The organism is Pseudoalteromonas sp. APC 3694 (assembly GCF_030407565.1).
Classification (GTDB): domain Bacteria; phylum Pseudomonadota; class Gammaproteobacteria; order Enterobacterales; family Alteromonadaceae; genus Pseudoalteromonas; species Pseudoalteromonas tetraodonis.
The window spans coordinates 1-26,689 of the sequence record NZ_JASDDE010000024.1 but is presented as its reverse complement, the minus strand read 5'-3'; the positions used below and the strand labels follow the sequence as shown (position 1 = coordinate 26,689).

Genomic DNA, 26,689 nt, shown 5'->3' with positions numbered 1-26,689 from the left:
CGGGTTACGGGCCTAATCCCTAACACTTGTTTTATCTTCTCATTTACTCCTCATTCTCTTCTCTCAGTGCAATAAGATCTTTAAGAAAATTATTCACAAAGAGGGTTAAGAGACGCTTCGCTTTTAGAGGTTAAAGTCGAAATTATCGGGCTGCGGGTTACGAGCTGTATCCTAACATCTTTTTGGCCTTCTCATTTGTTCCTCATTCCCTTCTCTTAGTTCAATTAGATTTTTAAGAAAAGTATGCACAAAGAGGGCTAAGAGACGCTGCGCTTTTAGAGGCAGTAACAAAACAATTAATCACTTGGGTTAGTGGCTTTATTTTCTCATTTACTTCTCATTCTCTTCTCTCAGTTCAATTAGGCCTAAGTGAATGATGCGCAAAGAGGGCTAAGAGATGCTGCGCTTTTAGTTATTTAGCCCGCAACTCGAAGCTCGTCGCTAACGACATTAAAAAATGCCGCGACATGAAGTCGCTGCTACAAGTCGGAAATAATAGCGGCCTGATACCTAACACCTAAAACCTATCGCCTGTTCAAATTTACTGCTCTTCTAAATCAAATTCGGTGGTGTGGCCGTCGCCGTGTATGAGCTGGTAGCGGTCTAAATTACCGCCTTTGAGGGTGACCAAACTAATAGCCGAATCACTTACTAGGTACTTTTGCCCTTTGCCTTTAGTTTGGTGTTTGTCGACTTCCATGTGCCAGCGTTTGGTAAAAAAGTTAAGCGGACTTTTAGGGCCATATAAAATGGAGTCGAGCTTATCAAGCACATTTATTAGCTTACGCGGGAACTCGTTTTTAATGCCACTAGCTGTGAGCTGCCAAATTCTGTTGGGGTGATCGCCAAAACGCTTTTGCACTGAAAAACAAAACGAATAATGCACGTCGCCTGATAAAATCAGCGTTTCATTTGGGGTGTCGGTACGTCTAAATGTGTCGAGCAATTTTTTAGCTGAGCCTTCGTGCGCCATCCAGTTTTCTACATCAACCATAAGCGGTTGCCCACACATGTTAAACACCGCTTGAATCGCCTCTATTGATTTAACCCCAAACACCGGTGCGGGCGATACAATAATGACTTGGTCATGGCTTAATAAGCTCTCTTCAAGCTCAGTGAGACGCTCCCAATCTAACAAGCCTGAGGGTTCATTAAAGTTCTGCTCGTTACGCCAGCGATGTGTTCGGGTATCGAGCACCACCACTTTAGGAATAGTTGTTAGCTCATAATGCCAATGATTAAAATCGTTTAGGTGTTTATCAAATGCTTTAAATTGCCATTGCTGATCGCCCGCTAAACTTGTCATAAATGGGGTCAATAACGCACCGGTTTTTTGTAGCGCGTCGTTACCCATTCCCTGAAACAGCCAATAGCTTGCTAAGCCATTATTTACAATACGCTTGCTACTGGGGTTTTGATTAATGGCTTGCTCCCACCCGGCGGTGAGGTTCCAATCATCAGTGACATCGTGATCGTCAAACATCATTAAGGTAGACACATTGGCACATAATCGCTCTACCTCAGCTAAGCCTTTAGCGTAATCAATGAGTGTGGCTTTTTCTGTGCTAAACAATGCTTGGCTTTTTTCGTTACCGCCTGAGTAATTTAGCTTTGATAAGTCAACATATTGCCACGCGGCACTACTAAAATTAAGTAAGTACAATGCTACAAATTCTTCAAAATGAATAAGGTGGTTATACGCTTTTACGCTAGAAAAATGCGGCTCGTCTTTTTTTAACCAGTAACCTATGCCTAATTTAGAGCGCTTTTTCCATGAGGTGGTAGGGAGTAAATGATGGCGGCCATAAAGCTGTTGGCTAATATCGTCGGGTAAATCCAGCGCAAGCGGTTGCTCTTTGTAAATACCTAATTGCTTAATGAGTTGATGGATAGCTAATAACATAGGCCCTGCTACATCGTCAGCATATACCTGATCGCCCGAGAGTAATAGCAACTGCGCACCTTGCTGATTATTACTGCGTTGAGTAGCTTGCCACTGACTTGAACTAACTAGGCTGTCTTTTGCGGGATGATGTGCATTGCGACATGAGCCATGCAATATTTGCGTCAGTCTTTTGGGGATCACAAACGCAGGTAACGCGCCATCATTAAAACTAAACGCTGATAAATCAACGGGGCTGTCATCAAAAAATAACTGATATTGTAGTAATATGTCGCGCGGGAACTGACTGTTTATGGGTTTAATAACTATGAACTGTAAAAATAAATGTTCACCCAGTCTAACGCTGTTTTGTTCGCTATAGCATTCGTAGCCCATTAGCTCTATACGGCCGTTTACCTGCTTTGAGGTAGCAAACTGAATACAAACTGTGGTTTTTTCTGCTCGGCGCACCATAGGCCCCATAAGTAACAGCGGGTGTTGCACCGAGAGAGTCGTCATGTGGTTAGCCTTTAGCTGCTAATTTAAATAAAGAATAAAAATTATCGGTGGTGGCCTTTGCCAACTCGTTAAAGCTAATGCCTTTTAGTTCACTAATATAGTAAGCAACGTCTTCCACATACGCTGGTTGATTAGTTTTACCACGGTACGGTACTGGGGCTAAATACGGCGAGTCGGTTTCAATAAGCAGTCGATCAAGTGGGATTTGTTTTACCACTTCTTTAAGTTCTACCGCATTTTTAAAGGTTACAATGCCTGAAATAGAAATATAAAAACCCATATCAATGGCTTTTTTGGCCATATCCCAATCTTCGGTAAAGCAATGTAATACCCCACCGCAGTTTTCTGCTTTGTGTTCACGCATTAAATTAATGGTGTCGGCACGTGCGTCGCGGGTGTGAATAATAAGTGGCTTTTGTAATTCGTTGGCTACTTCAATATGGCCAACAAAGCTTGCTTGCTGCACTGCGTGAGTGTCTTTTGCGTAATAGTAATCAAGCCCGGTTTCGCCAATGGCCACTACTTTGTGGTGCGAGGCTAAATCAATTAATTGCTGTTTGTTAAGTGCATCTTTTTGATCAAGCGGATGTACACCACATGACGCTGATACGTCGTCGTAATGCTTAATTTGATCTAGCATATTAGGGAACTGATCAAGTGTGACGCTCACACATAAAAAGTGTTCTACTTTTTTGGCACGGGCGTTATCAAGTACTTGGTCTAGGTTTAAATCGAGTTTATCAAAATCAAGACGGTCTAAATGGCAATGAGAATCTACAATCAAAATAAGGCCTGTTTTTACTACATGGTATAAGTTGGATTGCCGGAGTTTAACATAGTCCCCAGCAGTTTTTCGATCTTCGCGTTTAGGTTTGTTTTATCATCTAAAAAGCTAATGCCGATCCCCGGAGGGTTTGAGCTTTGTGAACCTTGCGGAGTGATCCACGTAACTTTGCCGGTGACCACATCGTCTTCTAAAGCATCAGGTAAGGTTACGCGTAAAGCGAGTGAATACCCAGGCTCATAACGCATATTGGTGCGTACAAATAGCCCCCCTTTTTTTAAAAAAGGCATGTAGCAGCGATATAGTTCGTCAAGGTCATCTATATCAACTAATAGCTCTTGCATATCTAATCCTTTTTATTGGTTGCGTAATGTATACGCTAGTCGTGATACCGCAAGCGGTAAGTTTAGCCCAAGAATTTGTATGTTATTTTGTAAAAAATCATTCAAGGCTTGCTGTGCAACTTGGTAGGCTTCAAAACTCATGCCATTTAAAAGCTGCTGTTTTAACTGCTCACTTAAAAATAAGGTAAAAATACGAACAAGCTCAGGCTGTTTATTTATTATATCGACTAACGCATTGAAATTATGGCTTTGTTTAAACTCAGTTGCAAATTTATAGAGTGTATCAATGCTTTCTAGCTGATTTTGCTGTTGCCACTGCTTTACTTGCAGGGGTTGACTGTAAAACAATGATAACCATGGGTAGTTAGGCACATCTAAAGAGCTTAGCCACTGCTGTGCTAGCTGGCTATTGGTTACTTTGACCTCAGTTTTAGCACAGCGGCTTAAAATAGTCGCTGGTAATTGTGCCACTTGGCTGGTTGTAAGAATTAAAAACCGGCTGTTACTGGGCTCTTCTAAGGTTTTTAATAATGCATTTGCTGCCGCCGTGGTCATTTTTTCGCAGTTTTCAATAATCGCCACTTTGTTGCCATTTTGCGCCGCCGACTGGTGCATAAAATCGCTTATGCCGCGTATGTCGTCTACACCTATGCTTTGCCCTTCTACTTGAGTAACGCGTTTATCTGGGTGCGTCCCAGCTAGGTTTAACGAGCAGCTTTTACACTGCCCACACGGCGTTAGCACGCTACTAGGTGCACTTAACTGCGATTGTGTATTGTGACATAACAAACTGTTAGCTAATTGATCGCTTAGCTCAAACTTGCCTACCCCAATAGGCCCGCAAAATAGCTGCGCGTGATGAAAGCGCTGCGCTTTATAGCTTTGAGCTAAACGTTGCTCTACATCGTTAAGCCATGGCAATGCCATATTATTTTAACCCTGAAAAAAACGTACGCAGTACATTGGTGATATCACGATGTACTTTATCAATACTTTGGTTAGCATCAACGGTTTTAATGCTTTCATCATCGTTTGCCAGTTCTATGTAACGCATACGGGTGCGCTGAAAAAACTCAATGGCTTCTTGTTCAATTCTATCGAGTTCACCACGCCCTTTTGCCCGTTCAAGACCAATAACAGGGTCAATATCAAGGTAAATGGTTAAATCGGGTTTTAATCCTTTTAACACCATAGAGGATAACGACGCTAACGTGTTTGCACTAATTCCGCGTCCACCGCCTTGATACGCCTGTGACGATAAGTCGTGACGATCAGCCAATACCCATTGCCCTTGCTCAAGTGCAGGGTTTATTACATTGTGCATTAGCTGTGAGCGAGCTGCGTACATAATAAGTAGCTCAGTTTCAAAGGCGATTTCTTCTTGATGCTCTGCTTTTACTAAGGTACGCAACGATTCAGCCAGTGGTGTGCCACCGGGTTCACGGACATTAATAAAATCAATATGATGATGATTTAAAAAGTCTTGGCACAGGGCAATAGCGGTTGATTTACCCGCGCCCTCTAGGCCTTCTATCACTATAAATTTTGGTTTCATAAACACTAATTCTTTTTATTTAAAATATACCGGTTAACCGCCGCATTATGTTGCTTTAATGTGGTTGAAAACTGATGGCTGCCATCGCCTTTTGCTACAAAGTAAACATACTCGCTTTTAGGCGGGTTTACCGCAGCTAAAATCGCTTCTTTGGATGGCATGGCAATTGGCGTGGGCGGTAATCCGTTAATACGATAGGTATTATACGGTGTGTAATTTATCAAGTCTTTACGTTTAATATCACCGTCAAAATCTTCGCCTAGCCCATATATTACGGTTGGATCGGTTTGTAAGCGCATATTGGTGTTTAATCTATTTATAAACGCCGATGCAATTAACGGACGCTCACTGGCAAGCGCGGTTTCTTTTTCGATAATAGAGGCCATGATCAGTGCTTCATAGGCGGTATCGTAAGGTAAATCGTTTGCCCGTTGCTGCCAAGCATCAGCCAACGTTTGCTGCATTTTTTGCGCAGCACGTTTTAGTAAACTGCTGGCAGTATCATTGCTATGGTAATGATAGGTATCGGGGAATAACCAACCTTCTAGATGGGTTTGCCTACCTATTATTTGCTCGCCAAGTTGTTCGCGTTTTAAATCGTTTTGTAAGTGTGGTGCCGTACTTAGTGCATTTAATATATCTCTAAGTGCTTGGCCTTCAATAATGGTAAAACTAAAACTAACTTGCTCGCCTTGGTTTATTTTTTTTATATTGTTGATTACGCTATCTGCGCTTAACTCGTACAAACCCGCTTTTAAATCGGTCAAGGTTGGGTCGAGTTTAGCTAATATTTGAAACCGCCAACAGTCTTCTACCCACTGTTGCTGCTGCCATTGACGGCACAACTTATTAAAGCCAGTGCCTTTTTTAACTTCAAATTGGGTGTTATCGGCTATCTGTAATGGCGTTTGAATTGTTGCCTGTAATTGCTGATAGCCAATCACTGAGCTAAAAAAAGCCAGCAATAATACTGATACAATAACTTTTAACACTAAGCCTCCTTGGCTACTGTTAGTAATGACCGACTGTGAGCAATATCAAAACAGTGCTCGCCTATGCTTTTTACGGGCACAATTTTCATTAAACTATTACATACAAATACCGCGTCTGCTTGGGTAAGCTCATCAACGCTGATAGTTTTAAATTCAATTGCTAATTTATCACATAAAGATTGCAGAAAAACACCTTTAATGCCGCACTCATCAAGCCTGGGGCTAATTACTTTATTATTTTTTATTGCAAAAATATTAGCCGCCGAGGTTTCAATTACATTGTTGTTGTAGTCAAGTACAAGTGCATCATCACTTTGCTCGGTTTGTAGGGCATTTTTGATCAATACTTGCTCAAGTCTATTTAAGGTTTTAAGCCCTGCTAAGTGCGGTTGTAAAGCCAGTTTAATTGGACTGATGACTAAACTAATTCCTGTCTCGTGTAAGCTGTTATAATGCGCTGGATAAGGTAAAACACTCACAATAATGTTTAAATTACATTCGCTTAGTGGCGCATAGCCTCGCCCGCTCTCGCCGCGTGTTACCACTATTTTAACAACCGCTTGAACCTTTGATGCTATTTGCTGAGTAATGTGCGACTCAAGTGCGCTAAACTCAAGCGCCGGAAACCCTAAACGCTGCGCGCATTCAATTAAACGCGCTTTATGATAAGACCAATGTTCAACCTGTCCATCAGTAATAATCGCGGTTGTAAAAAAGCCATCGCCATAGTTTAAGCCTCTATCGCGGGTACTTACGCTACTGGTTTCACTTGCTGTTATTATTGTTTGCATATTTTTACACATAAAAAAACCCAGTTAAACAACTGGGTTCTTATTGTCGTTCGTTGTTAAAAAAGATTATACCTTTTTAAACAGTAACGAGCCATTAGTACCACCAAAACCAAATGAGTTACACAACGCGTAATCAAGTTTGGCGTCTCGTGCTGTGTGCGGCACGTAATCTAAATCACAGCCTTCATCTGGGTTGTCTAGGTTAATCGTGGGTGTTACTTTTTGCTCGGTCAACGATAAGATAGACACTATCGACTCAACAGAGCCCGCTGCACCTAGTAAATGACCCATCATCGATTTAGATGAGCTTACCATCACATCTTTCGCTGAATCACCAAAAATGGTTTTAACCGCTGACGTTTCGGCTTTGTCGCCCGCATGAGTAGACGTACCATGTGCGTTAATGTAGCCAACTTGCTCAGCATTTACTTGCGCATCGTTTAATGCGTTTTCCATAGCCAGAGCCGCACCTGCGCCATCTTCTGGTGGTGAGGTCATGTGGTAGGCATCGCCACTCATGCCAAAGCCAACAAGCTCTGCATAAATTTTAGCGCCACGGGCTTTAGCGTGTTCGTATTCTTCAACAACCACCACACCAGCACCATCCGAAAGCACAAAGCCATCACGGTCTTTATCCCAAGGACGAGACGCTGCTTGAGGGTCGTCGTTACGTGTTGAAAGCGCACGTGCGGCATTAAAGCCACCCATACCAATTGGCGTACACGCTTTTTCTGCGCCACCGGCAACCATTGCATCGGCATCGCCGTAGGCAATCATTCGCGCTGCATGGCCAATATTATGCAGGCCTGTAGTACATGCCGTCACAATTGAAATATTAGGACCACGCAAGCCGTGCATTATTGATAAATGACCTGAGATCATATTAATAATGGTAGACGGTACATAAAACGGCGATAACTTTCGTGGGCCGCTGTTTAGTAATTTAATGTGGTTTTCTTCGATTAGGGTTAAGCCACCAATACCTGAACCTACCGCTACACCAATACGGGTTGCGTTTTGCTCAGTGACTTCGAGGCCTGAATCTTGAAAAGCTTGAACACCCGCTGCAATGCCATACTGGATAAATAAATCCATTTTTTTAGCATCTTTTGGCGACATATAAGCCGATGCATCAAAATCATTGATTAAACCAGCGAAATGAGTACCAAATTTTGATGTATCAAAGTGGGTAATATTTTGAATACCACTTTTACCATCTAATAAGCCTTGCCAGGTTGATTGCACATCATTGCCTAGCGGCGTCAACATTCCTAAGCCAGTTACGACGACACGACGTTTAGCCACGGTTTGCCTCCAATAAGGAATTATTATTATACCAATTAACTTAGCTCAGTTTATTTCAGCGTTAACGCTGTTGCTAGTTATGTTATTAGTATTGGGGATGATCATACCCAAGCTACCTCAAAGTGCGAGTCTCAAACCAATAACCAACGCTGAGCAATAACAATTTAATTGCTGATGATGAGTGAGGGTTTGGAATTGAATCATGGACTTTGAGGTGGTTTGGATATAAAGATTAAAGGCAGCGAATGCTGCCCTTAATTTGCGATTAATTACTCAGCGTGAGCTGTAACGTAATCGATTGCAGATTGTACTGTAGTGATCTTTTCAGCTTCTTCATCTGGGATCTCAGTGTCGAACTCTTCTTCAAGAGCCATTACTAATTCAACAGTATCAAGAGAGTCTGCACCTAGGTCATCAACGAATGAAGCTTCGTTTTTAACTTCTTCTTCTTTAACACCTAGCTGTTCGATGATAATTTTCTTTACGCGTTCTTGGATATCGCTCATTCTTCTTTCCTTTATTAAAAACGCCAATGCGTTATTTTCAGATTGCGGCGTAGTTTACGTCCGATAATTCTCTGATTCAATCTTTTGACCATAAATAATTTGCTGGTCAAACCTGTTGAGTGTTTATTTTATCTTTTATCGCTTATTTTCACAGCGATTTCAAGTATGTTTAAAGCAAGTTTGCGAAAAATTCAATGTTTTTTAGCAAACTCATTGGTAATTTGTGGTTTAACTATTTCGCATTGCGAAGCTAAACCATGTACATCGCACCATTTACATGCAAAGTTTCACCTGATACGTACGCAGCGGCGTCAGATGCTAAATAACATACTGCAGCTGCAATCTCATCTGGCTGACCTAAACGACCCGCAGGTACGTTTGCAAGCGTTGCTGCTTTTTGCTCATCTGTCAAATCATCCGTCATGTCTGTTTGAATAAAACCAGGTGCAACCACATTTACAGTAATTCCACGAGAGGCTACCTCACGCGCTAGTGATTTAGAAAAGCCGATAACACCCGCTTTAGCAGCTGCATAGTTGGCTTGACCCGCATTACCCATAGTGCCCACTACTGAGCCAATATTGATAATACGGCCGTTCTTTTTCTTCATCATTGGGCGAAGTACGGCCTTAGATAAACGGAAGATAGAACTTAAGTTGGTATCGATAATATCGTCCCACTCATTTTCTTTCATGCGCATCAATAAATTATCGCGCGTAATACCGGCATTATTTACTAAAACATCAATATCACCTAAATCGGCTTTAATTGCCGCTAATGTCGTCTCAATTGACGCAGGATCGGTGACGTTAAGCGCATAACCCTTACCGTTATCACCTAAGTAGTCACTAATTTTAGCCGCACCCGACTCGCTTGTTGCTGTGCCCGCTACTTTTGCGCCTTGTGCCACTAAGGTGTTTGCAATCGCTTTACCAATACCACGGCTAGCGCCAGTGATCAGGACAACTTTGCCCTCTAAAGAAAATAAATTACTCATATTATATACTCTTATTTAGCTGTATCGATTGATGCAAGGTCATTTACTGAGCCACACATCATCGCTTTATCAATGCGTTTTGCAAGTCCTGTTAATACTTTACCAGGGCCAAATTCATAACTTTGCGTTACACCTTGTGCAACTAATGCTTGCACTGTTTCAGTCCAACGAACTGGGCTGTATAACTGACGTACTAATGCCTCTTTAATTGCATCGGCTGAACCTTCAGCTTTTACATCAACATTATTAATTACATCACACTTAGGTGAATTAAATGTTAAAGCCGCTAAGTCAGCGGCTAATTTTTCAGCCGCAGGTTTCATTAGTTCACAATGCGACGGTACGCTAACCGATAATGGCAGTGCACGTTTTGCTCCGGCTTCTTTACAAGCAACAGAGGCTCTATCAACTGCATCTTTATGACCGGCAATAACCACTTGCCCTGGCGAGTTATAGTTTACTGGAGAAACCACTTCACCTTGCGCAGACGCTTCACAAGCGGCTTTAATTTCATCGTCGCCTAAACCAATAATTGCAGCCATAGAACCTACACCAGCAGGGACAGCTTCTTGCATGTATAAACCACGGTTTTCAACCAGTTTTACGGCTTCACTTAGGCTGATCACATCGCTACATACTAGTGCTGAGTATTCGCCTAAGCTATGCCCTGCCATGACAACGTCTGCATCTGGATTTGCAGCTAACCAATGACGGTAAATAGCAACGCTTGCTGTTAATAAAGCAGGTTGAGTACGGTGTGTTTGATTTAGTTTTTCTTCTGGACCGTTAAGAACGAGGTCTGCTAGGTCATATCCTAGTGCGGTTGATGCTTCTGCAAATGTGGCTTTTACTATGTCTGAGCTTTCAAGTAGCTCGTTTAACATACCCACAGTTTGCGAGCCTTGACCTGGAAAAAGAAGTGCAATTTTTTGTGCCATAGTTTGCTCTTTTAATTAAACAAAATAAATAATGTATAACACGGCACATCAATTTACTGATTGGCCACCGTGTCTTTAGAATGTGTTTTTTCGAAAATAGCAGCAATTTTGTCCGGAAGTTGACGTTCTACTTCTTTCACTGCTTCGTCGATTGCGGCATGAAATGCTTTAGCTGAGGCATTTCCATGGCTTTTAACAACAATACCGCGCAATCCTACCAGAGAAGCGCCGTTATACTGGTCGGGGTTCACTCTTTTATAGAGTTTTTTTATGATTGGCGCCAACATAAACGCCATGCACTTATAAACAACGTGTTTTTCGAGGGCACGGGTGAACTTTTTCATGATAAGTTTGGCAATACCTTCGCAGGTTTTAAGTGCAACGTTACCGACAAACCCTTCACAGACGATAACATCGGCTTTGCCAGAAAAAATATCGCTACCTTCGCTATACCCAATATAATTAATCAGATCGCTTTGCTGCATTAACTGCGCGGCTTGCTTAATTTCGTCGTGACCTTTAATGTCTTCGGCGCCAATATTTAATAAACTGACTTTTGGGTTATCACACCCGAGTGCTTGTCCTGCCACTACCGAACCCATAATGCCAAACTGATACAGCATTTGCGCATCACAGTGCACATTGGCACCTAAATCGAGTAAGTAAACAGGATTTTTTCGTTCAGTCGGTACAGCCGATATGAGTGCGGGACGTTTCACTCCTGGAAGCATTTTTAATACGTAATGCGCCATAAAAAATAGCGCCCCTGTATTGCCAGAGCTAACACAGGCTTGCGCTTCACCCGATTTAACTAAATCAAGGGCAACACGCATTGAGGAATCTTTTTTTGAGCGTATAGCAACAGCGGGTTCGCAGGCATTGGTGACAACGTCATTACAATGGCGAATTATTAATCTGGGATGAGAAAGTGAATCGAGTGATTCTAATTGTTTAGCTATTACTTGCTCGTTGCCACATAAAATGAGTTTTAAGTTGGCATTAGCATTTACCGCGGAAACGGCTGCGGGGATAGATGAACGGGGGCCATAATCGCCCCCCATCATATCTAACGCTATGGTTAGATTGGTCAGCATATAAGCAATCTCTTAGTTAGAAATTACTTGAACGCCTTTGTAGTAACCATCTGCAGTCACATGGTGACGACGATGAGTCTCACCAGATGTTTGGTCTACAGTTAAAGTTGGACCACTGATCGCATCGTGTGAACGGCGCATGCCGCGTCTTGCACGAGACTTTTTGCTTTTTTGTACAGCCATAGTCTTCTCCTAAGAATCTTTCTTAAGTTGTTTCAAAATATCAAATGGATTTGGTTTATCATCTTCCGCCTTTAAAACACCAAAGCTGGCAGGCTCTGCTGTATAACTGCATGAAGCTTCGTTGTGGGTAGGCACTAATGGCACTGCTAAAATAAGCTCGTCTTCGATTAACTCAAACACGTCTATTTCACCATTTTCATCAAGTGCTACTTCGTCGTAGCTTTCTGGAAGATCATCTGACTCTGCATCCAAACCGACTGGCGAATACACAAAGTCTTGATCCAAATCCAACCCTAAATCACCATTACAACGTTGACAAGTGACAGTTACGTGTGTGGACAAATTGCCACTAATCACAACTAAACCTTGCTCATCGTTTTTGCAATGAATTTTTACCGCTATTTCACCTACTTCTTCCTGGATAACCCCTCGTAAACGAGGAAGTTTCTCAAGCGGTACAATGCCGTCATACTTTAAACGGTGTTGCGCTGCTTTGCCCGGATGAAGGGTGATGGGAATTTTCACCTTTTGCATAGGGGCTGCATCATATAGATAGTTAGTGGGTTAGTCAAAGTAAAAAACCAATTTTACGTTGTTTTTCACGTGTTTTACTCACGGATCTGATTTATCCTAACTCAATCTGATTTATGCTAGGAAAACATGCCATGAAGCACTCTCTTATATTAGCCTCAAGCTCGCCTTTTAGGCAGTCTTTATTACAAAAATTTAATCTGCCTTTTGAAACGTTTTCGCCCGATGTTGACGAAACGCCTCACAGCAACGAAACACCTAACGATCTTGTTAAACGTTTAAGCGAACTAAAAGCCGCAGCTGCGGTCGAGCATTTTGACCAAGGCTTAGCGATTGGCTCCGATCAGGTTGCTGTATTTAATGACCAAATATTAGGTAAACCACACAATAAAGAAAACGCCATGAAACAACTCAGCTTATTTAGTGGGCAAACGGTCACTTTTTTAACTGGCTTGTGTGTGTACGATATAGACACTAAGCAAAGCAAAACCCTTGTTGAGCCCTTTAATGTCACTTTTAAAACGTTAACAACGGCGCAAATAAGTGCTTATTGCGATGCAGAGCAACCATATAATTGTGCAGGAAGTTTTAAAAGTGAAGGCTTGGGTATTTGTTTATTTGAAAAGCTCAGTGGTGATGACCCAAATAGTTTAATTGGTTTACCACTGATTAAACTCAGCCAATTATTGGCTGAGTTTGGTGTTGATGTATTAGCAGCTCAAGTGCCTAGCGCAAATTAACTGATTAACCGAGTAATATATTTTGCAACTGCTGATAGTTGTCAACGGTTGCAATCGGGGTTAATTCATTGAGTTGCGCAGCGTTGTGCACACCCATGGTTACCCCTATTCTATCCATACCTGCGGCTTTTGCCATTGCCATATCTATTTGCGTGTCGCCTATCATTAGCGCTTCGTCAACACTTACCCCTAGCTCTTCAAGCAATTGATAAAGCATATCGGGAGCGGGTTTTGATTTAGCGTCGTCGCTGGTACGCGTAGCACTAAAAAAGTGACGCAACTGGCTTTCATCTAGAAGGCGTTCCAGTCCTATTCGGCTTTTACCTGTGGCAACCGCCAATATTACGCCTTGATTTTTTAACGCAGTGAGTACCTGTGCAACGTGATCAAACACCGGTGTTGGGGTGGTATCAAGCGCATACTGCTGTTTATAACCTGCAATAAGCGCTTCGTGATGCTCACTGTAATCAGGAAACAAGGTCGCTATTGCGTTTTCAAGCGACAAACCAATAATATTTTTACTGGCCGTATCGCTCGGCGGTTCAATATTGAGTAACTGTGCACTTTTGCGGATACAATTAACTATTTTGCTAATTGAATCCATAATGGTGCCGTCCCAATCAAAAATCACCAGCTTATAGTTTTTCATGGTGGGTGAGATCACGCTTTTGCTGCTCTAAGTTTAACTAAACAACTTGATAGTGCTTTGTCTAGTGGTGCTTCTACTCGCATGGTGGTTTCGTTTTTAGGGTGGTAAAAACTTAAATCATGGGCGTGTAAAAATAAGCGGTTTAAACCACGTTTACGCATTGACTCGTCAAACCCTTGATCGCCATATTTGTCATCACAAGCAATAGCATGACCTTGACACTGAGTATGCACACGAATTTGGTGAGTACGACCGGTTACAGGGGATGCTTGTACTAATGAGCAATCGTTAAAACGCTCAAGCACTTTAAAGCGGGTATGCGACGGTTTGCCCTCAGTGTTATCAACACGTACTACGCGCTCACCCGATTTTAGGGTGTTTTTGCGCAAGCCTTCAGTCACATTTTTTGTTTTAGAGTCCCACTGCCCCTCAACAAGTGCCCAATAATTTTTTTCCATGGTTTTTTCGCGTAATTGCTCATGCAAGGCTGTCAGCACAGAGCGGCGCTTAGCAATGAGTAAACAACCTGAGGTATCACGGTCTAAACGATGCACAAGCTCAAGGCTACGCTCTTCTGGGCGTAAAACACGTAATGCTTCAATAAGGCCATAGCTTAGGCCACTGCCGCCATGCACAGCCATACCCGATGGCTTGTTAATAACCATCAGGTATTTGTCTTCAAATAGAATATCGTCTTCAAGGCGCGTTACTTTATCGAGTTTCGAAGGGACAAACTCTTCACGCTCTGACACTCTGATTGGTGGTATACGAATAACGTCGTCTAGCTGCAATTTATACACAGGTTTAATGCGTTTTTTGTTTACACGCACCTCACCTTTACGAAGAATTTTGTAAACTGCGCTTTTAGGCACCCCTTTTAAATGGGTAATAAGAAAGTTATCAATACGCTGACCTAGGTGGTCTTCGTTGATAGTGACAAAAGTTACTTGTAAGCCGGTTTTTTCTGACATTGCCTAATCACTGATTTAAGTAAAATAATTTAGTTGCTAACACAGTTATAATAGTGGGATAATCAGCAGCGCAAATATTTAGTATTTGCAAATAACAACGGTGCTTTTTAACACATTAAAACATTCGTGATGCACATTCTGGGTAACCGATCATACAGATCCGAGTTAAGTTTTCCAAAGCTTTTATACATACCCAGTTAACACGTGCGCACAACTAACGGCAATGCGCGTAATATATTGCTGCTTAAGTTTGAACATGAATTGATTTTTAAAGTGATAGTAAAAGCAATGAACAGATAATTTGTCTGATAGTGGCGGCGTAAAAAAACGCCGTTCAGAATTCGCTCAAATATTGTAGTACCGTACAGCAGCTTATTTAGAACTAAAAAAATCTAATAAATAAGCGTTCATTAACATCGGTAGCGATTTTTGCTCATAAAAACGATAACGGTAGTTTTAAAACAAAACTATGGTTTGAAGCTAAAGAGCCCTACGTACCTAATATGAATGCATTTAATAAGATTGTTATGACAGGCCAACTTCTGGATAAAACGAGTATTGAGCTAAACAGCCGACACGTTTGTATCCTCTTAGAATTTAATAGCGTGATTACACCCTATTGTTTGCCGGCATTTAAAATACTGCTTACTAAATACAGAGCCGTTCCGTTAAAGACCCAGTCGTGAGACTGCACATTCTAAAAATAGGAACACCTGAACAGGCGAGAAAACATCGTCATGTCAGCGACACAAACTAGTAGAGTAACATTATGAAACGTATGCTAATCAATGCAACGCAGCAAGAAGAAATGCGCGTAGCACTGGTTGACGGCCAGCGCCTATATGATTTAGATATAGAAAGCCCAGGTCATGAACAGAAAAAAGCCAATATTTACAAAGGTAAAATCACACGTATTGAACCATCTTTAGAAGCAGCATTTGTTGATTACGGTGCTGATCGTCATGGTTTCCTTCCTTTAAAAGAAATTGCCCGTACTTACTTCCCGCAAGGTTACACCTTTCATGGTCGTCCGAATATTCGCGACGTGATCAAAGAAGGTCAAGAAGTTATTGTACAAGTTGATAAAGAAGAGCGCGGCCAAAAAGGGGCAGCACTGACTACCTTTATCAGCGTGGCAGGTAGTTATTTAGTACTTATGCCTAACAACCCTCGCGCTGGCGGTATTTCTCGTCGTATCGAAGGTGATGAGCGTACTGAACTTAAAGAGTCGCTAAGCCGCTTAGAACTTCCAAAAGGTATGGGCTTAATTGTTCGTACCGCGGGTGTTGGTAAGTCGTTTGAAGAACTAAACTACGATTTAAAAGCATTATTAGTCCACTGGGAAGCCATTCAACAAGCGGCAGACAGTGCAAAAGCACCATTTTTAATTCACCAAGAAAGTAACGTAATTTTCCGTGCAATTCGCGATTATTTACGTCGTGACATTGGCGAAATTTTAATTGATAAGCCTCGTGTTTTTGAAGAAGCTAAAGCGCACATAGAGCGTTTTCGTCCTGATTTCATGAGTCGCGTTAAGCTTTATCAAGGTGATACACCGTTATTTACACATTACCAAATTGAAAGCCAAATTGAGTCTGCGTTCCAACGTGAAGTGCGCTTACCTTCAGGTGGTTCTATTGTAATTGACCCTACTGAAGCACTTACCTCTATCGATATCAACTCGTCTAAAGCAACAAAAGGCGGCGATATTGAAGAAACAGCGCTTAACACCAACCTAGAAGCGGCAGATGAAATTGCACGTCAACTTCGTTTACGTGATTTAGGTGGCTTAATTGTTATCGACTTTATTGATATGACACCTCCACGTCATCAACGTGAAGTAGAAAACCGCTTAAAAGATGCTGCTCGCCCAGATCGTGCGCGCGTACAAATTGGTAAAATTTCTCGCTTTGGCTTACTTGAAATGTCGCGCCAACGCCTACGCCCTTCACTAGGCGAAGCAAGCCAAGGTGTTTGTCCACGTTGTAGTGGTCAAGGTACAATTCGTTCTAACGAATCAATCGCATTGTCTATTCTTCGTTTAATTGAAGAAGAAGCGATTAAAGACAACACCGCTCAAGTTAATGCTCAAGTGCCTGTTGCTGTTGCCGCTTATTTATTGAATGAGCAACGTCGTAGCGTTCACCGTATTGAAAAGCATCATAAATGTGATGTAGTGATTATTCCTAATCAACACATGGAAACACCTCACTACGAAGTAATGCGTTTACGTAAAGATGAAACGCTTGAAACTGTAAGTTACGAGCAAGTTGTTGCGCCTGAGCCTGAAGCATTTGAAATGTCTAAATCGCCAGCGGCACCTGTTCGTGAAGAGCCGAAGCTTAAAGGCGTCGTTATGCCTTCAACGCCTGCTCCACAAGCGGCAGCAAAAGCTGCGCCGGTAGTAGAAGCAAAAGCTGAAATTGGTTTATTTGCCGCATTAGGTAAATGGATTAAGTCGTTATTTGGGTCTGATACTGAGCAAAAATCAGAAAAACAGACTGAAAAGCAATCGCAAGATCGCCCTAATAATAACCGTGGTAATGATAATCGTCGTCGTAATAACAACCAACGTCGTCGTAATAATAACCCTCGTAATAAACCGCGTAACGAACGTACTGCAGACGCTGAAGCTAAAAATGAGTCGGCGCCTGTAAATGATACGCAAGAAAAGAATGAGAATCGCAATAAGCGCCGTCGTAATTCAAATACGCGTAAACGTCCTGAGCATAAAACTGAAGATAAAACGCAAGTAAAAGCAGAGGCAACTCAAAATACGGATACTGCAGTTAAATCTCATAAGAATGCTGAGCCAAAAGAGCAAAAGCCTAAGGTACGTCGTCAACGTCGTAATTTACGTAAAAAAGTTCGCGTACAAGACGAAAGCACAGAGCAAGTTCAAACAACTGAGCAAGCTGTTGAGCAACCAGTGGTTAAAGAAGACAAGCCACAAGTGAAAGAGCAAGCTCCTGTTATTGAAAAGCAAGCGCCGGTATCTGATGAAAAAGCACCTGTACCTGCTAAAGAACAAGCTGAGGCTGTTGTTGATGCAAACGATAACGTGGCAACACAAGATGAAGAGCAAGAGCAAACACGTACTCGCTCACGTCGTTCACCGCGTCATCTTCGTGCATCAGGTCAGCGTCGTCGTCGCCCTGAAGGTGAAAACGCGCAAGAAAAGTCTTCTGATGAAGCGCCTGCTTTCATTCCAGTTGCGGATCAAGCCGCTGCTGAATACGAAGCAGAGCTAAAAGCAAAAGCACATAAAACGGCCGTTGATGCCTCTGATGCGGTTGAACAAAACATTGTTGAAGAAGAATTAGCGAAAGTTGAAGAGCCTGTAAAAGCTGAAGAACCAGTAAAAACTGAAGAGCCAGTGAAAGCTGAAGAACCAGTAAAAGCTGAAGAACCAGTGCAAACTGAAGAACCAGTGCAAGCTGAAGAACCAATGCAAACTGAAGAGCCAGTGAAAGCTGAAGAACCAGTGAAAACTGAAGAACCAGTGAAAACTAAAGAACCAGTGAAAACTGAAGAACCAGTAAAAGCTGAAGAATCAGTACCAGCGGAAGAAGTTGCTGTTGAAGCTGAAACAGCACCGGTTAGCGCTACTGAAACACCTGTAGAAGCGAAAGAAGCACCTGTGGTTGAAAATAAACCTAAGGCAGTTTCGCAAACGAGTTCAGCTAATGTAAACGCTAAAACTGTGATTACAGCAGGACATGCAAGTGCGCCAATGGCACAGCCTACGCCTGTAGCCGATAGCGAAACCAAGCATACATCGGTTGCAATGGCACATGACAAACGTGAGTTAATCCCTGACAGCGGCCTTCGCCCTGGCTCGATAAAACCTGCCGGTCGTGCAAGCTCAGCAATGACTAAAACGCTGAGTGCTGAATAAGCACTGAGTTTAGCTCAAAGCATAAAAAAGCCGCGTTAATTGATTTTAACGCGGTTTTTTATTGTCTGGCATTTATGTAACTGGCAACGGGGTTCGGGCTGCGAGGATCGGGTAAGGAGTAAAGACTGAAGGTTAAAGGTTAAAGGTTAAAGGTTAAAGGTTAAAGGTTAAAGGTTAAAGGTTAAAACATTCGAAGCTTCGCTTCACACGAGATCAAGCTCTAAGTCTACCAGTTATCTGCTAATACCTGTTTTATCTTCTCATTTACTCCTCATTCTGTTCTCTCAGTGCAATTAGATCTTTAAGAAAATTATTCACAAAGAGGGCTAAGAGACGCTGCGCTTTTAGAGGGTAAAGTTACAATCGAAGGTTAACGGGCTGTGGGGTTAGGGTTACGAGCCTGAGCCTAAAACCCGTAGCTCGCAGCCCGCCGTGAGTTTAATCTTGCTCTTGTTCCATGAAACGTTGTAGTTGGTCTTTAAGGTTTGGCGGAATGCCCTTGATCACTAAGGTATCAGTGGCTTCATTATAAGTCACACGCTCACCTAAATGCTTACGCTCAAAGCTAATGCTCACACCGCCACCTAAGCCTGAAAACTTCACCATACTCGTTACTGTTTTCTTATCGACTGGGAATGACTCTTCTAGGTCATAGCTTTGCTCTTTACAAAAGCTCTCAAACGGGTTGTCGTCGCCTTTAGTCAGCGTTGCTGAAAGTTCACTTACATTAGCCTCTTCTCCAGTAGTGACACAGTCGTTACAATAATCGAATACTTGCTTACGTAACTCGTCTTTTTCAGACTTATCAAACTCTTGCTCTGATAAGTAGTCTTCTACCGCATTGAGCATCACTTGACTTTGCTGCTTAGGATCAATGCCCTCTTCACAACCTAAGAAATCTAAAAAGAAGTCAGCCACTTTTCGCCCTGCACGACCTTTAATAAACGAAATATAACGATTGTCGTCTGCTTGGGTATCCCATGCGGTTAAATCAATGCGAGCAGCCAATTGCATACGCGAAATATCTAAATGACGCGATGCGGCTAAATCAAGCTCAGAGGTCATTGAGTAATGCTCTTTGATATTGATCATGGCAATCAACATATAATCAGTCGCCACGTACTGATAGTGACAAAATACTAAATAGCCCGTTTCGTTAAACGCATATTTATCTAACTCTTCTTTTAATACCGTTGATGCTTGCTCGGTCATATGCCAAAAGCCAAGCTCATTATTGCGATAGCTTTGCATGGTAGAGGCTACAATACTGTTTTTTTCGCCACTAAAAGCACAAAACCCTTTGCCTGGCTTGCCATTGTAGGCATGGTGTAATTGCTCAATGAATACAGCCACTTTATCGTTGATAGTCATTTCGTCGTTACGAAGGTGAATTTGAGTGTCGTCGTCTTTTTTGTCTACATAGTGAACGACTAATTTTTTAACATCTATTGCCATCTTTGTTTTTCACGCCTCTGGTGTTAAAATACGGGAATATAACTCTTTTTATTGAACCAACTGATGCCAATCTTATCAAAATACTCTAATGAAGAAGTAGAACAAATCGTCGATCAGCTTATTGATGTTTTATCAAAACATAATGCGCCGGTTGATTTAAGTCTTATGTGTTTAGGAAATTCTATCACGCATATCTTAAAAGAGCATGTACCAACAGGGAAAAGACAAGCCGTTACCGAGAACTTTGCAAAAGCACTCGCGCAGTCGGTTAAGTAAACTCTATGAATTTATCGCAGCACAACCAGTTTTCATCGAAAGCGAGTCAATTATTAAGTTGGGGTCATTGGTTTACATTTGCCAATATTGGCTTAGCGCTTTTAATTAGCTTAAGCTATTTATTTGCCGATTCGCCACCGACCACTTATATGGGTATAACCTATATGATGGTTACTTGGCTAAGCCACACTAGCTTTATTGCATTTTTAGCGTTTGTGCTGACGGTTTTCCCTTTGAGTTTAGTATTCCCCTACCCACGGCATATACGCGGTATGGCAGCAGTGATTGCAACTGTCGGGGCCTCTATCCTTACTTTAGACGCTTACGTCTACTTTAACTTAGGTTATCACTTAAATGCCTCTGCACTGCCTGAAATTATTTCACTGTTGTGGCATCGTGTAACAAACTCACCCGCACTTACCACCTTGCTTGCAGGCAGCATAGTGTTAGCAATATTAGCGTTTCAATTGACTGTTAGTAATTTTACTTGGCATCATTTAGGGCGTTTAAAACAGTTTAAATTTGCCCGTTATGCCGGTTCATTTTTAGTGATTTGTTTTGCGCTAAGCCACAGCATTCATATTTGGGCTGATGCAAATTTAAAATTTGATATCACTAAACAAGATAATGTACTACCACTTTCGTACCCGACTACGGCAAAAAGCTTACTCGCTAAAAACGATTTGCTGGATGTTGAAAGCTACGAGCAAGCGCACAACGTTAAAATTAATAACCAAGGTATTAATTATCAAGCACCTGCTCCATTAGAAAAATGTGAAGATTACAGCGCAGCAAAAGTTGATATATTGGTGTTTGATAATGACGAGCAGCTAGCAAAATTTGTTGCCAGCCAACAAAGTATTTATAAAAACACGCAATTTTTACAACCCACCGATCATAGTGATATGTTATTTGGGCTTGTGTACGGCTTGCCAGCATTTTACAAAACGAACATTATTGAGCAGCAAACTTTACCCGTTTGGCAAAGCCAACGCCGTAGTGTGGAAGTGGCCGGTATTGATGAGCTGAGCTTTATTAACGAGCAAGCACACAAAGACAGTGCAATAAGAATTGTCAAAGGGGCTGAAAACGCCACTGTACGTGATGACGCTACTGAATTTTTTGCTTTTAGTATCTCGCAAAATAGCAATGAAATTGTAACCACGTCAACATTGTATAGCTCCGATAAATTTATTTCTAAGGTGAACGGTTTGATTCAGCCTAGCGATATTATCGCTACGAGCCTTGGCCAATACTTAAACTGTAATGCGATTGCGCAGCAAACTATGCTGGGCGAAAACTTGTACAGTAAAAGTAATAATATTGGGGTTAATTACTCGCAAGGCGTGGTGATTGCTTATAAAAAAGATAGAATCACGCTTATTGATCGTGATGGAAATTTTAGAAATATCTCTGCCGCTGAAGGGTTTTCAATTGAACAAGGGCTTGATATTCCATTCTTAGTGCATGGTATTAAAAAGCTTAAAACATTCAGCCAATAGCTAGGGTCTGTTGACCTTTGCGGATTAAAATTTGTTCAAACTAGGGGCGGTTTAATCGCGGCGCGAGGTTTGTAACCTAGTGGGCTCGATAACTGCTCCTGCGTTATTCTACTGGCTTACATCCATGTAAGAATAAGTAAAAACCGAGCAAAGCTTCCGCGTCCTGCTCACGCCCCCTACCTACATCCATGTAGGCAACAAAGAGTAAATCGCCCCTAGGCAGAACCCAAAGGGCAGCGCCTGTTTGGCATTGATACTGCGTTATCGCCTATTTATGGGGAATAAATTTATTCAACTTGCTATCCCAGCCACCTAGGTTATAGTTTTTAGCATCGATAGTTTTTTAAGCTCAGCAGCGCATGTTAAGGATAACTGTTATGTGTAAAATTATTAACCTGATCGTTACCGCCTGTCTTTTTTGTTTAAGTACATATACTTCAGCGCAAGCCACTTACTTCAAGTGCGTCACTCCCAAAGGCACCACTTTCTCTCAGTTTCCCTGTAGTGATAATGCTACCTCTCACACAATAACCGCCACTGAGCCTAAGCAAACGGGTAAAGAAATAAACTATACCAAACAGTTAAATGAGCTGGAGCGAGATACGGTTATTTCCAACCTAGAAGCAGAGCTGCGCAGCAATCAGCATAAGTTAGCAATACTTTTACGAGAAAAAGACAGGGCTGATTTTAAACAACAGCAGCGTTTAAATCATATATTGAGCGCAGATGATAAAAAGCGTATTAGCAAAGATATTAGAAACACACAGAAAAAATTAGATAAGCAATATAAAAAAGATAAAGCATTGATTGAAAAGCGTATTAAAAAGTTACAAAAAAAGATTGATGCCTATCAACCTTAATCAGACTAACTTCAATAAATATCATCTTAATTAGCTTGGTTTTAAATATAAAATAACATACCCTTAACATCTATAGAGCATAAACTCTATTGTGTGTTTAGTGGTGTAATTTCCTTTGACCACCTTTTTCGGATTTAATACTAATTGCATTAAATTAGTGATCTATTATAGCGACAAAGAAATAAGTCGATAACAAGGCGAAAATTATGATACATAGTTGTTCTATATAAATAATTTTTAACGCAGCTAGCGGATTATTTAATACGCTAGAATGATCATGTTTTTAATAAAATTGGTATAACCACCGGCATTATCCTAAACACCTAAAGGCGTCTATTAAGGAGTACTGATGCAACCACGCCAAATTGCTGAATTAATTTTAACCGGTTTTAAAAAGCATTATTTGCTGTTTCAAAGAACAACAGCCAAGGCTCCCTACGCTTTTGCTAAAAGAGACTGGCAAGCTATTAATGATATAAGTCGCCTGCGTATAAGCTATTACGATGATCGGGTAAACGAAACAACAAAAACACTACGAGAACGCCAGCAAACAGACGCGCTAAACGAGAGCTTATGGCTTGAAGTGAAAAAGCTTTACCAACACTTTTTATGTTTTCATCCGCAAGCAGAACTTGCTGAAACATTTTATAATTCAGTATTCTGCCGCCTGTACCACCGCCGCTATTTTCACAATGACTTTATTTTTGTAGAAGCCACGCTCAAAGATGCGCCTTCTGTGCCCGTTGAGGCTGAATACCGTAGTTATTTTCCTGTTGTAGATGGTTTAAAGCCCACCATTAAGCGCATTATTAATCACTTTGATTTTAAGGCCGATTTTGTCAATCTAGAACGCGATATTCGTTTATTAGTTAAAGCCTTTTATAAACAAGCACCCGATACACACCACCAGCATTGGCAAATGCGTTTTGATATATTACATACCCCGTTTTATCGTAATAAAGCCGCTTACATTGTGGGGCGCGTTGTATCGCAAAGTGGCGTTCAGCCTTTTATTATTGCGGTGTTACACCATGAAGATAAAGGCCTCTATTTAGATGCCTTACTTACAAAGTCGTCACAAATGCGCGTTATTTTTGGCTTTGCGCGTGCCTATTTTATGGTAGAAACTCATGCTCCTTCAGCGTTAGTACGGTTTTTAAATCAACTTATGCCTAATAAAACCCTCGCCGAGCTTTACAACGCCATAGGCTTTCATAAACAAGGTAAAACCGAGTTTTATCGCGAGTTTTTGAATCATTTAACCCATTCTAATGATGAATTTACCATTGCTCCCGGTACACCGGGTATGGTGATGATGGTATTTACCCTACCCTCGTTTGGTTATGTATTTAAAGTTATTAAAGATAAATTTGGCGAAAGTAAGCCGTTTGGTCGCGATACGGTATTAAAACGCTATCAACTGGTTAAAAGTCATGACCGTGTTGGCCGAATGGCTGACACCATAGAGTATTCAAACGTCGTATTTCCTTTGGCACGATTTGATAGTAACTTGTTAGCACAGTTGCACAAAACCATTGGCTCATCGATGGTGATTGAGGGTGACTGGTTAATCATAAAACATTTATACATTGAACGGCGAATGACACCGCTTAATTTGTTTTTAGAAAATGCAGACGAAAAAAGTGCCGCCGATGCCATTGAAGAGTATGGCCAGGCGCTTAAAGAAATGATTGCCGTGAATATTTTTCCTGGCGATATGCTGTTAAAGAACTTTGGTGTAAGTAAGCACAAACGTATTATTTTTTATGATTACGATGAAGTGCAATATTTAACAGACATGAACTTTAGAGCGCTACCCAAAGCAAAAAGTTATGATGATTATTTGATGGATGAACAAAGTTACTCGGTTGCTCCGCAAGATGTATTTCCAGAGCAATTATGTACCTTTGTAATGCCTAACCCAACATATAAACAATTTTTAACCAGTACGCACCCAGAACTACTTGATGTGAGCTTTTGGAAACAAGCACAACAAAATATAAAAAATGGAAAGGTGAGTCATATTTATCCCTATCCTACAGCACAGCGTTTTATCCATTACTGGTAAACGTTAAGGACACACAATGAATATAAGTAAAATAGATTTAAATTTACTGGTTTATCTCGATACGTTACTGCGCGAATGTAACGTTACTCGTGCTGCTAACCAGCTTAGTATTACTCAACCGGCAATGAGTAATGGACTTAAACGCCTACGTAACCTTTTTAACGATCCTATTTTAGTGCGTACCAGCGATGGTATGGTGCCGACCGAGCGCGCTATTGAGTTACAGCCTGTTATTCGCGGTATTTTGATGACGCTTGAAGAAACGCTAGCACCTAATCGCGAATTTGAAGCTAAACAAAGTAAACGCGTGTTTAGAATTATGGCCAGTGACTATGCAGCCAGTACCATGGCACCGCGTTTATTAGGGAAATTACATGAAGAAGCCCCAGACACCACATTAGATATTTTAACGCCCAGCGATGTAACTTTTCATGATGTAGAAAACGGTAAAGTAGACATGGCAATTAACCGCTTTGAGAACTTACCGCAATCGTTTCATCATAAGCGAATTTGGAAAGATAGCTTTTGCTGTTTAGTAAGATCCGACAACCCTATTATTGAAAACTTTAGCCTAGATAGCTATTTAAAAGCCCGCCATATTTGGGTAAGTAAAACAGGCTTTGGTGTTGGGGTTGGCATGGATCCAAAAGATGTGCAAAAGCTGGGTTGGGTTGACGAAGCGCTCGCACATTTTGGGAAGCATCGAAATATTGCCACGTTTACTCGTAACTACCATGTTGCGATTCATTTAGCGAAAGAAAAAAACCTCGTGGCGACTTTACCTTCAAAAGCGGCCAATATTTATGTAGACGATCCGGGGCTTAAAATACTTGAACCACCCTTTCCAATTCCACCATTTGAACTTGATATGATATGGAGCCCTTTGTTACACAGAGATGCTAGCCATATTTGGTTACGTCAAAAAGTAGCCGAAGTAGCTGAAGAGCTTAAATAACCTTCTTACATGCTTTTATGTAAATTTTGCTTGCTAGCAGCATGTTAGCAAGCTTGCCTAGACCTCCCCATAATGATAAAACCATGAAAAACAATTAGTTAAAAAATAAAACCGCGTTGGAATGCCGCTTGCTTAGTTATCTATGTATTTTAAATTAACAGAGGTCATTATTATGAGCACCCATCAAGGACTTGAGATAAATCATATCACCGACATTATCCAAGTAATGAATAGCGGTATCGACTTTTACGAAAAAGCACAAGATAAAGTACAAGATCCTAGCGTAAGTGCATTATTTCAGCGCATGATCGACGCCCGCAAAGTAAGTGTTGAAAGCTTACAACCCTATGCAATTAATCAACAAGGCGCACGTGAAGATGGCTCTTCGTTCGCGGTAGAAGCACGCAGAGCATTTACCGCTTTGCTCAGTACATTCACTAGCGATAACGACCAAACCTACATTAAAGAGCTTGAAGAAGTAGAAGATAAAACCTTAGAAGAAATCAAAACAGCGTTAAAAAAGCCTCAATCACATGATTGTGAAGCGGCGCTGTCAAAGGTATTGCTTACCATGCAAAGCTGTCATGCTGAAATGAGTAAAATGCAAAAACATTAAGTTTAAAAACGATAAAAGGGCCTTTCGGCCCTTTGGTTGTTAAATAACAATAGGAGAGTTATTAGGGTCTGTTGACCTTTTAAGGTTGAATTTGCAGCAGTCTGTTTGGTATTTAGGCAAGACAGAGCCTATGTGGTGTGGTTATTCCCCATAAATAGGCGATAACGCAGCATCAATACCAAACAGGCGCTGCCCGAAGGGTTCTGCCTAGGGGCGATTTACCCTTTGTTGCCTACATGGATGTAGGTAAGGGGCGTGAGCAGGACGCGGAAGCTTTG

The 26,689-nt window shown here is 41.5% G+C and carries 25 protein-coding genes; 8 read left to right on the top strand and 17 right to left on the bottom strand.

Translation table 11 applies throughout. The features are described from left to right. Nucleotides 1–541: 541 nt before the first annotated feature. From QMA00_RS10085 to yceD, 14 genes are all read right to left on the bottom strand, one after another. Nucleotides 542–2,401 carry an alkaline phosphatase D family protein gene (locus QMA00_RS10085; RefSeq protein WP_290157050.1) on the bottom strand — a complete coding sequence of 620 codons (1,860 nt, stop codon included), beginning with the start codon at nucleotides 2,399–2,401 and terminating at the stop codon, nucleotides 542–544. 4 nt (nucleotides 2,402–2,405) lie between these two features. Continuing rightward, on the bottom strand, nucleotides 2,406–3,185 hold the full coding sequence (locus QMA00_RS10080; RefSeq protein WP_290157047.1) for a YchF/TatD family DNA exonuclease: 780 nt from the start codon (nucleotides 3,183–3,185) through the stop codon (nucleotides 2,406–2,408). A 17-nt stretch (nucleotides 3,186–3,202) separates the two neighbouring features. After that, complete coding sequence (locus tag QMA00_RS10075; RefSeq protein WP_069439324.1) at nucleotides 3,203–3,529, bottom strand: PilZ domain-containing protein; 327 nt, start codon at nucleotides 3,527–3,529, stop codon at nucleotides 3,203–3,205. 12 nt (nucleotides 3,530–3,541) lie between these two features. Beyond that, nucleotides 3,542–4,456 carry a DNA polymerase III subunit gene (locus QMA00_RS10070; protein ID WP_290157044.1) on the bottom strand — a complete coding sequence of 305 codons (915 nt, stop codon included), beginning with the start codon at nucleotides 4,454–4,456 and terminating at the stop codon, nucleotides 3,542–3,544. Between the two features lies 1 nt (nucleotide 4,457). Next, a complete protein-coding gene (gene tmk / locus QMA00_RS10065) occupies nucleotides 4,458–5,084 on the bottom strand; it encodes a dTMP kinase (protein WP_016899838.1) in 627 nt (208 codons plus the stop codon). A gap of 5 nt (nucleotides 5,085–5,089) precedes the next feature. Continuing rightward, nucleotides 5,090–6,076, bottom strand: coding sequence for an endolytic transglycosylase MltG (mltG, locus tag QMA00_RS10060; protein WP_248474569.1), 987 nt, complete (start codon nucleotides 6,074–6,076; stop codon nucleotides 5,090–5,092). After that, nucleotides 6,076–6,867, bottom strand: coding sequence for an aminodeoxychorismate lyase (pabC, locus tag QMA00_RS10055; protein WP_290157041.1), 792 nt, complete (start codon nucleotides 6,865–6,867; stop codon nucleotides 6,076–6,078). The genes mltG and pabC overlap by 1 nt, the downstream gene beginning before the upstream one ends. Before the next feature lie 66 nt (nucleotides 6,868–6,933). Continuing rightward, a complete protein-coding gene (gene fabF / locus QMA00_RS10050) occupies nucleotides 6,934–8,172 on the bottom strand; it encodes a beta-ketoacyl-ACP synthase II (protein WP_008109876.1) in 1,239 nt (412 codons plus the stop codon). Between the two features lie 269 nt (nucleotides 8,173–8,441). Continuing rightward, nucleotides 8,442–8,678, bottom strand: coding sequence for an acyl carrier protein (acpP, locus tag QMA00_RS10045; RefSeq protein WP_008109873.1), 237 nt, complete (start codon nucleotides 8,676–8,678; stop codon nucleotides 8,442–8,444). 250 nt (nucleotides 8,679–8,928) lie between these two features. Continuing rightward, the gene (gene fabG, locus QMA00_RS10040; protein WP_138562961.1) at nucleotides 8,929–9,675 is read right to left on the bottom strand and encodes a 3-oxoacyl-ACP reductase FabG; all 747 of its coding nucleotides are present in this window, start codon (nucleotides 9,673–9,675) and stop codon (nucleotides 8,929–8,931) included. Nucleotides 9,676–9,686: 11 nt separating this feature from the next. Beyond that, on the bottom strand, nucleotides 9,687–10,613 hold the full coding sequence (fabD, locus tag QMA00_RS10035; RefSeq protein WP_290157037.1) for an ACP S-malonyltransferase: 927 nt from the start codon (nucleotides 10,611–10,613) through the stop codon (nucleotides 9,687–9,689). Between the two features lie 53 nt (nucleotides 10,614–10,666). Further along, nucleotides 10,667–11,707, bottom strand: a complete 1,041-nt coding sequence (gene plsX / locus QMA00_RS10030; protein ID WP_262977032.1) for a phosphate acyltransferase PlsX — start codon at nucleotides 11,705–11,707, stop codon at nucleotides 10,667–10,669. Nucleotides 11,708–11,719: 12 nt separating this feature from the next. Further along, nucleotides 11,720–11,890 carry a 50S ribosomal protein L32 gene (gene rpmF / locus QMA00_RS10025; protein WP_008109865.1) on the bottom strand — a complete coding sequence of 57 codons (171 nt, stop codon included), beginning with the start codon at nucleotides 11,888–11,890 and terminating at the stop codon, nucleotides 11,720–11,722. A gap of 9 nt (nucleotides 11,891–11,899) precedes the next feature. Beyond that, a complete protein-coding gene (yceD, locus tag QMA00_RS10020) occupies nucleotides 11,900–12,424 on the bottom strand; it encodes a 23S rRNA accumulation protein YceD (protein ID WP_013464694.1) in 525 nt (174 codons plus the stop codon). Nucleotides 12,425–12,555: 131 nt separating this feature from the next. On the opposite strand from yceD, the gene QMA00_RS10015 reads away from it, so the two are divergent. Then, a complete protein-coding gene (locus tag QMA00_RS10015) occupies nucleotides 12,556–13,161 on the top strand; it encodes a Maf family protein (RefSeq protein ID WP_290157033.1) in 606 nt (201 codons plus the stop codon). A gap of 4 nt (nucleotides 13,162–13,165) precedes the next feature. Here QMA00_RS10015 and QMA00_RS10010 read toward each other — a convergent pair whose 3' ends face one another. Both QMA00_RS10010 and rluC read right to left on the bottom strand, forming a co-directional pair. Continuing rightward, entirely contained in the window at nucleotides 13,166–13,810 is a 645-nt protein-coding gene (locus QMA00_RS10010) for an HAD-IA family hydrolase (RefSeq protein ID WP_290157092.1), read from the bottom strand. Between the two features lie 11 nt (nucleotides 13,811–13,821). Beyond that, nucleotides 13,822–14,781: a 23S rRNA pseudouridine(955/2504/2580) synthase RluC gene (gene rluC, locus QMA00_RS10005; RefSeq protein WP_036982979.1), complete on the bottom strand. Its 960-nt coding sequence runs from the start codon at nucleotides 14,779–14,781 to the stop codon at nucleotides 13,822–13,824. Between the two features lie 769 nt (nucleotides 14,782–15,550). On the opposite strand from rluC, the gene rne reads away from it, so the two are divergent. Beyond that, on the top strand, nucleotides 15,551–18,679 hold the full coding sequence (gene rne, locus QMA00_RS10000) for a ribonuclease E (RefSeq protein WP_290157030.1): 3,129 nt from the start codon (nucleotides 15,551–15,553) through the stop codon (nucleotides 18,677–18,679). Between the two features lie 438 nt (nucleotides 18,680–19,117). On the opposite strand, the gene yejK is transcribed toward rne, so the two are convergent. Continuing rightward, a complete protein-coding gene (gene yejK / locus QMA00_RS09995) occupies nucleotides 19,118–20,134 on the bottom strand; it encodes a nucleoid-associated protein YejK (RefSeq protein ID WP_290157029.1) in 1,017 nt (338 codons plus the stop codon). 63 nt (nucleotides 20,135–20,197) lie between these two features. On the opposite strand from yejK, the gene QMA00_RS09990 reads away from it, so the two are divergent. The 6 genes from QMA00_RS09990 to QMA00_RS09965 all read left to right on the top strand — a co-directional run bounded on the left by QMA00_RS09990 (nucleotide 20,198) and on the right by QMA00_RS09965 (nucleotide 26,411). After that, nucleotides 20,198–20,410, top strand: a complete 213-nt coding sequence (locus QMA00_RS09990) for a DUF1414 domain-containing protein (protein WP_008109847.1) — start codon at nucleotides 20,198–20,200, stop codon at nucleotides 20,408–20,410. Nucleotides 20,411–20,415: 5 nt separating this feature from the next. Beyond that, nucleotides 20,416–21,912 carry a DUF3413 domain-containing protein gene (locus QMA00_RS09985; RefSeq protein WP_290157028.1) on the top strand — a complete coding sequence of 499 codons (1,497 nt, stop codon included), beginning with the start codon at nucleotides 20,416–20,418 and terminating at the stop codon, nucleotides 21,910–21,912. Nucleotides 21,913–22,289: 377 nt separating this feature from the next. Then, nucleotides 22,290–22,772, top strand: coding sequence for a DUF4124 domain-containing protein (locus QMA00_RS09980; RefSeq protein ID WP_290157027.1), 483 nt, complete (start codon nucleotides 22,290–22,292; stop codon nucleotides 22,770–22,772). 349 nt (nucleotides 22,773–23,121) lie between these two features. After that, on the top strand, nucleotides 23,122–24,840 hold the full coding sequence (gene aceK, locus QMA00_RS09975) for a bifunctional isocitrate dehydrogenase kinase/phosphatase (RefSeq protein ID WP_013464685.1): 1,719 nt from the start codon (nucleotides 23,122–23,124) through the stop codon (nucleotides 24,838–24,840). Nucleotides 24,841–24,856: 16 nt separating this feature from the next. Then, the gene (locus QMA00_RS09970; RefSeq protein ID WP_028835763.1) at nucleotides 24,857–25,795 is read left to right on the top strand and encodes a LysR family transcriptional regulator; all 939 of its coding nucleotides are present in this window, start codon (nucleotides 24,857–24,859) and stop codon (nucleotides 25,793–25,795) included. Nucleotides 25,796–25,967: 172 nt separating this feature from the next. Further along, nucleotides 25,968–26,411, top strand: coding sequence for a PA2169 family four-helix-bundle protein (locus QMA00_RS09965; protein WP_290157026.1), 444 nt, complete (start codon nucleotides 25,968–25,970; stop codon nucleotides 26,409–26,411). Nucleotides 26,412–26,689: the final 278 nt, after the last annotated feature.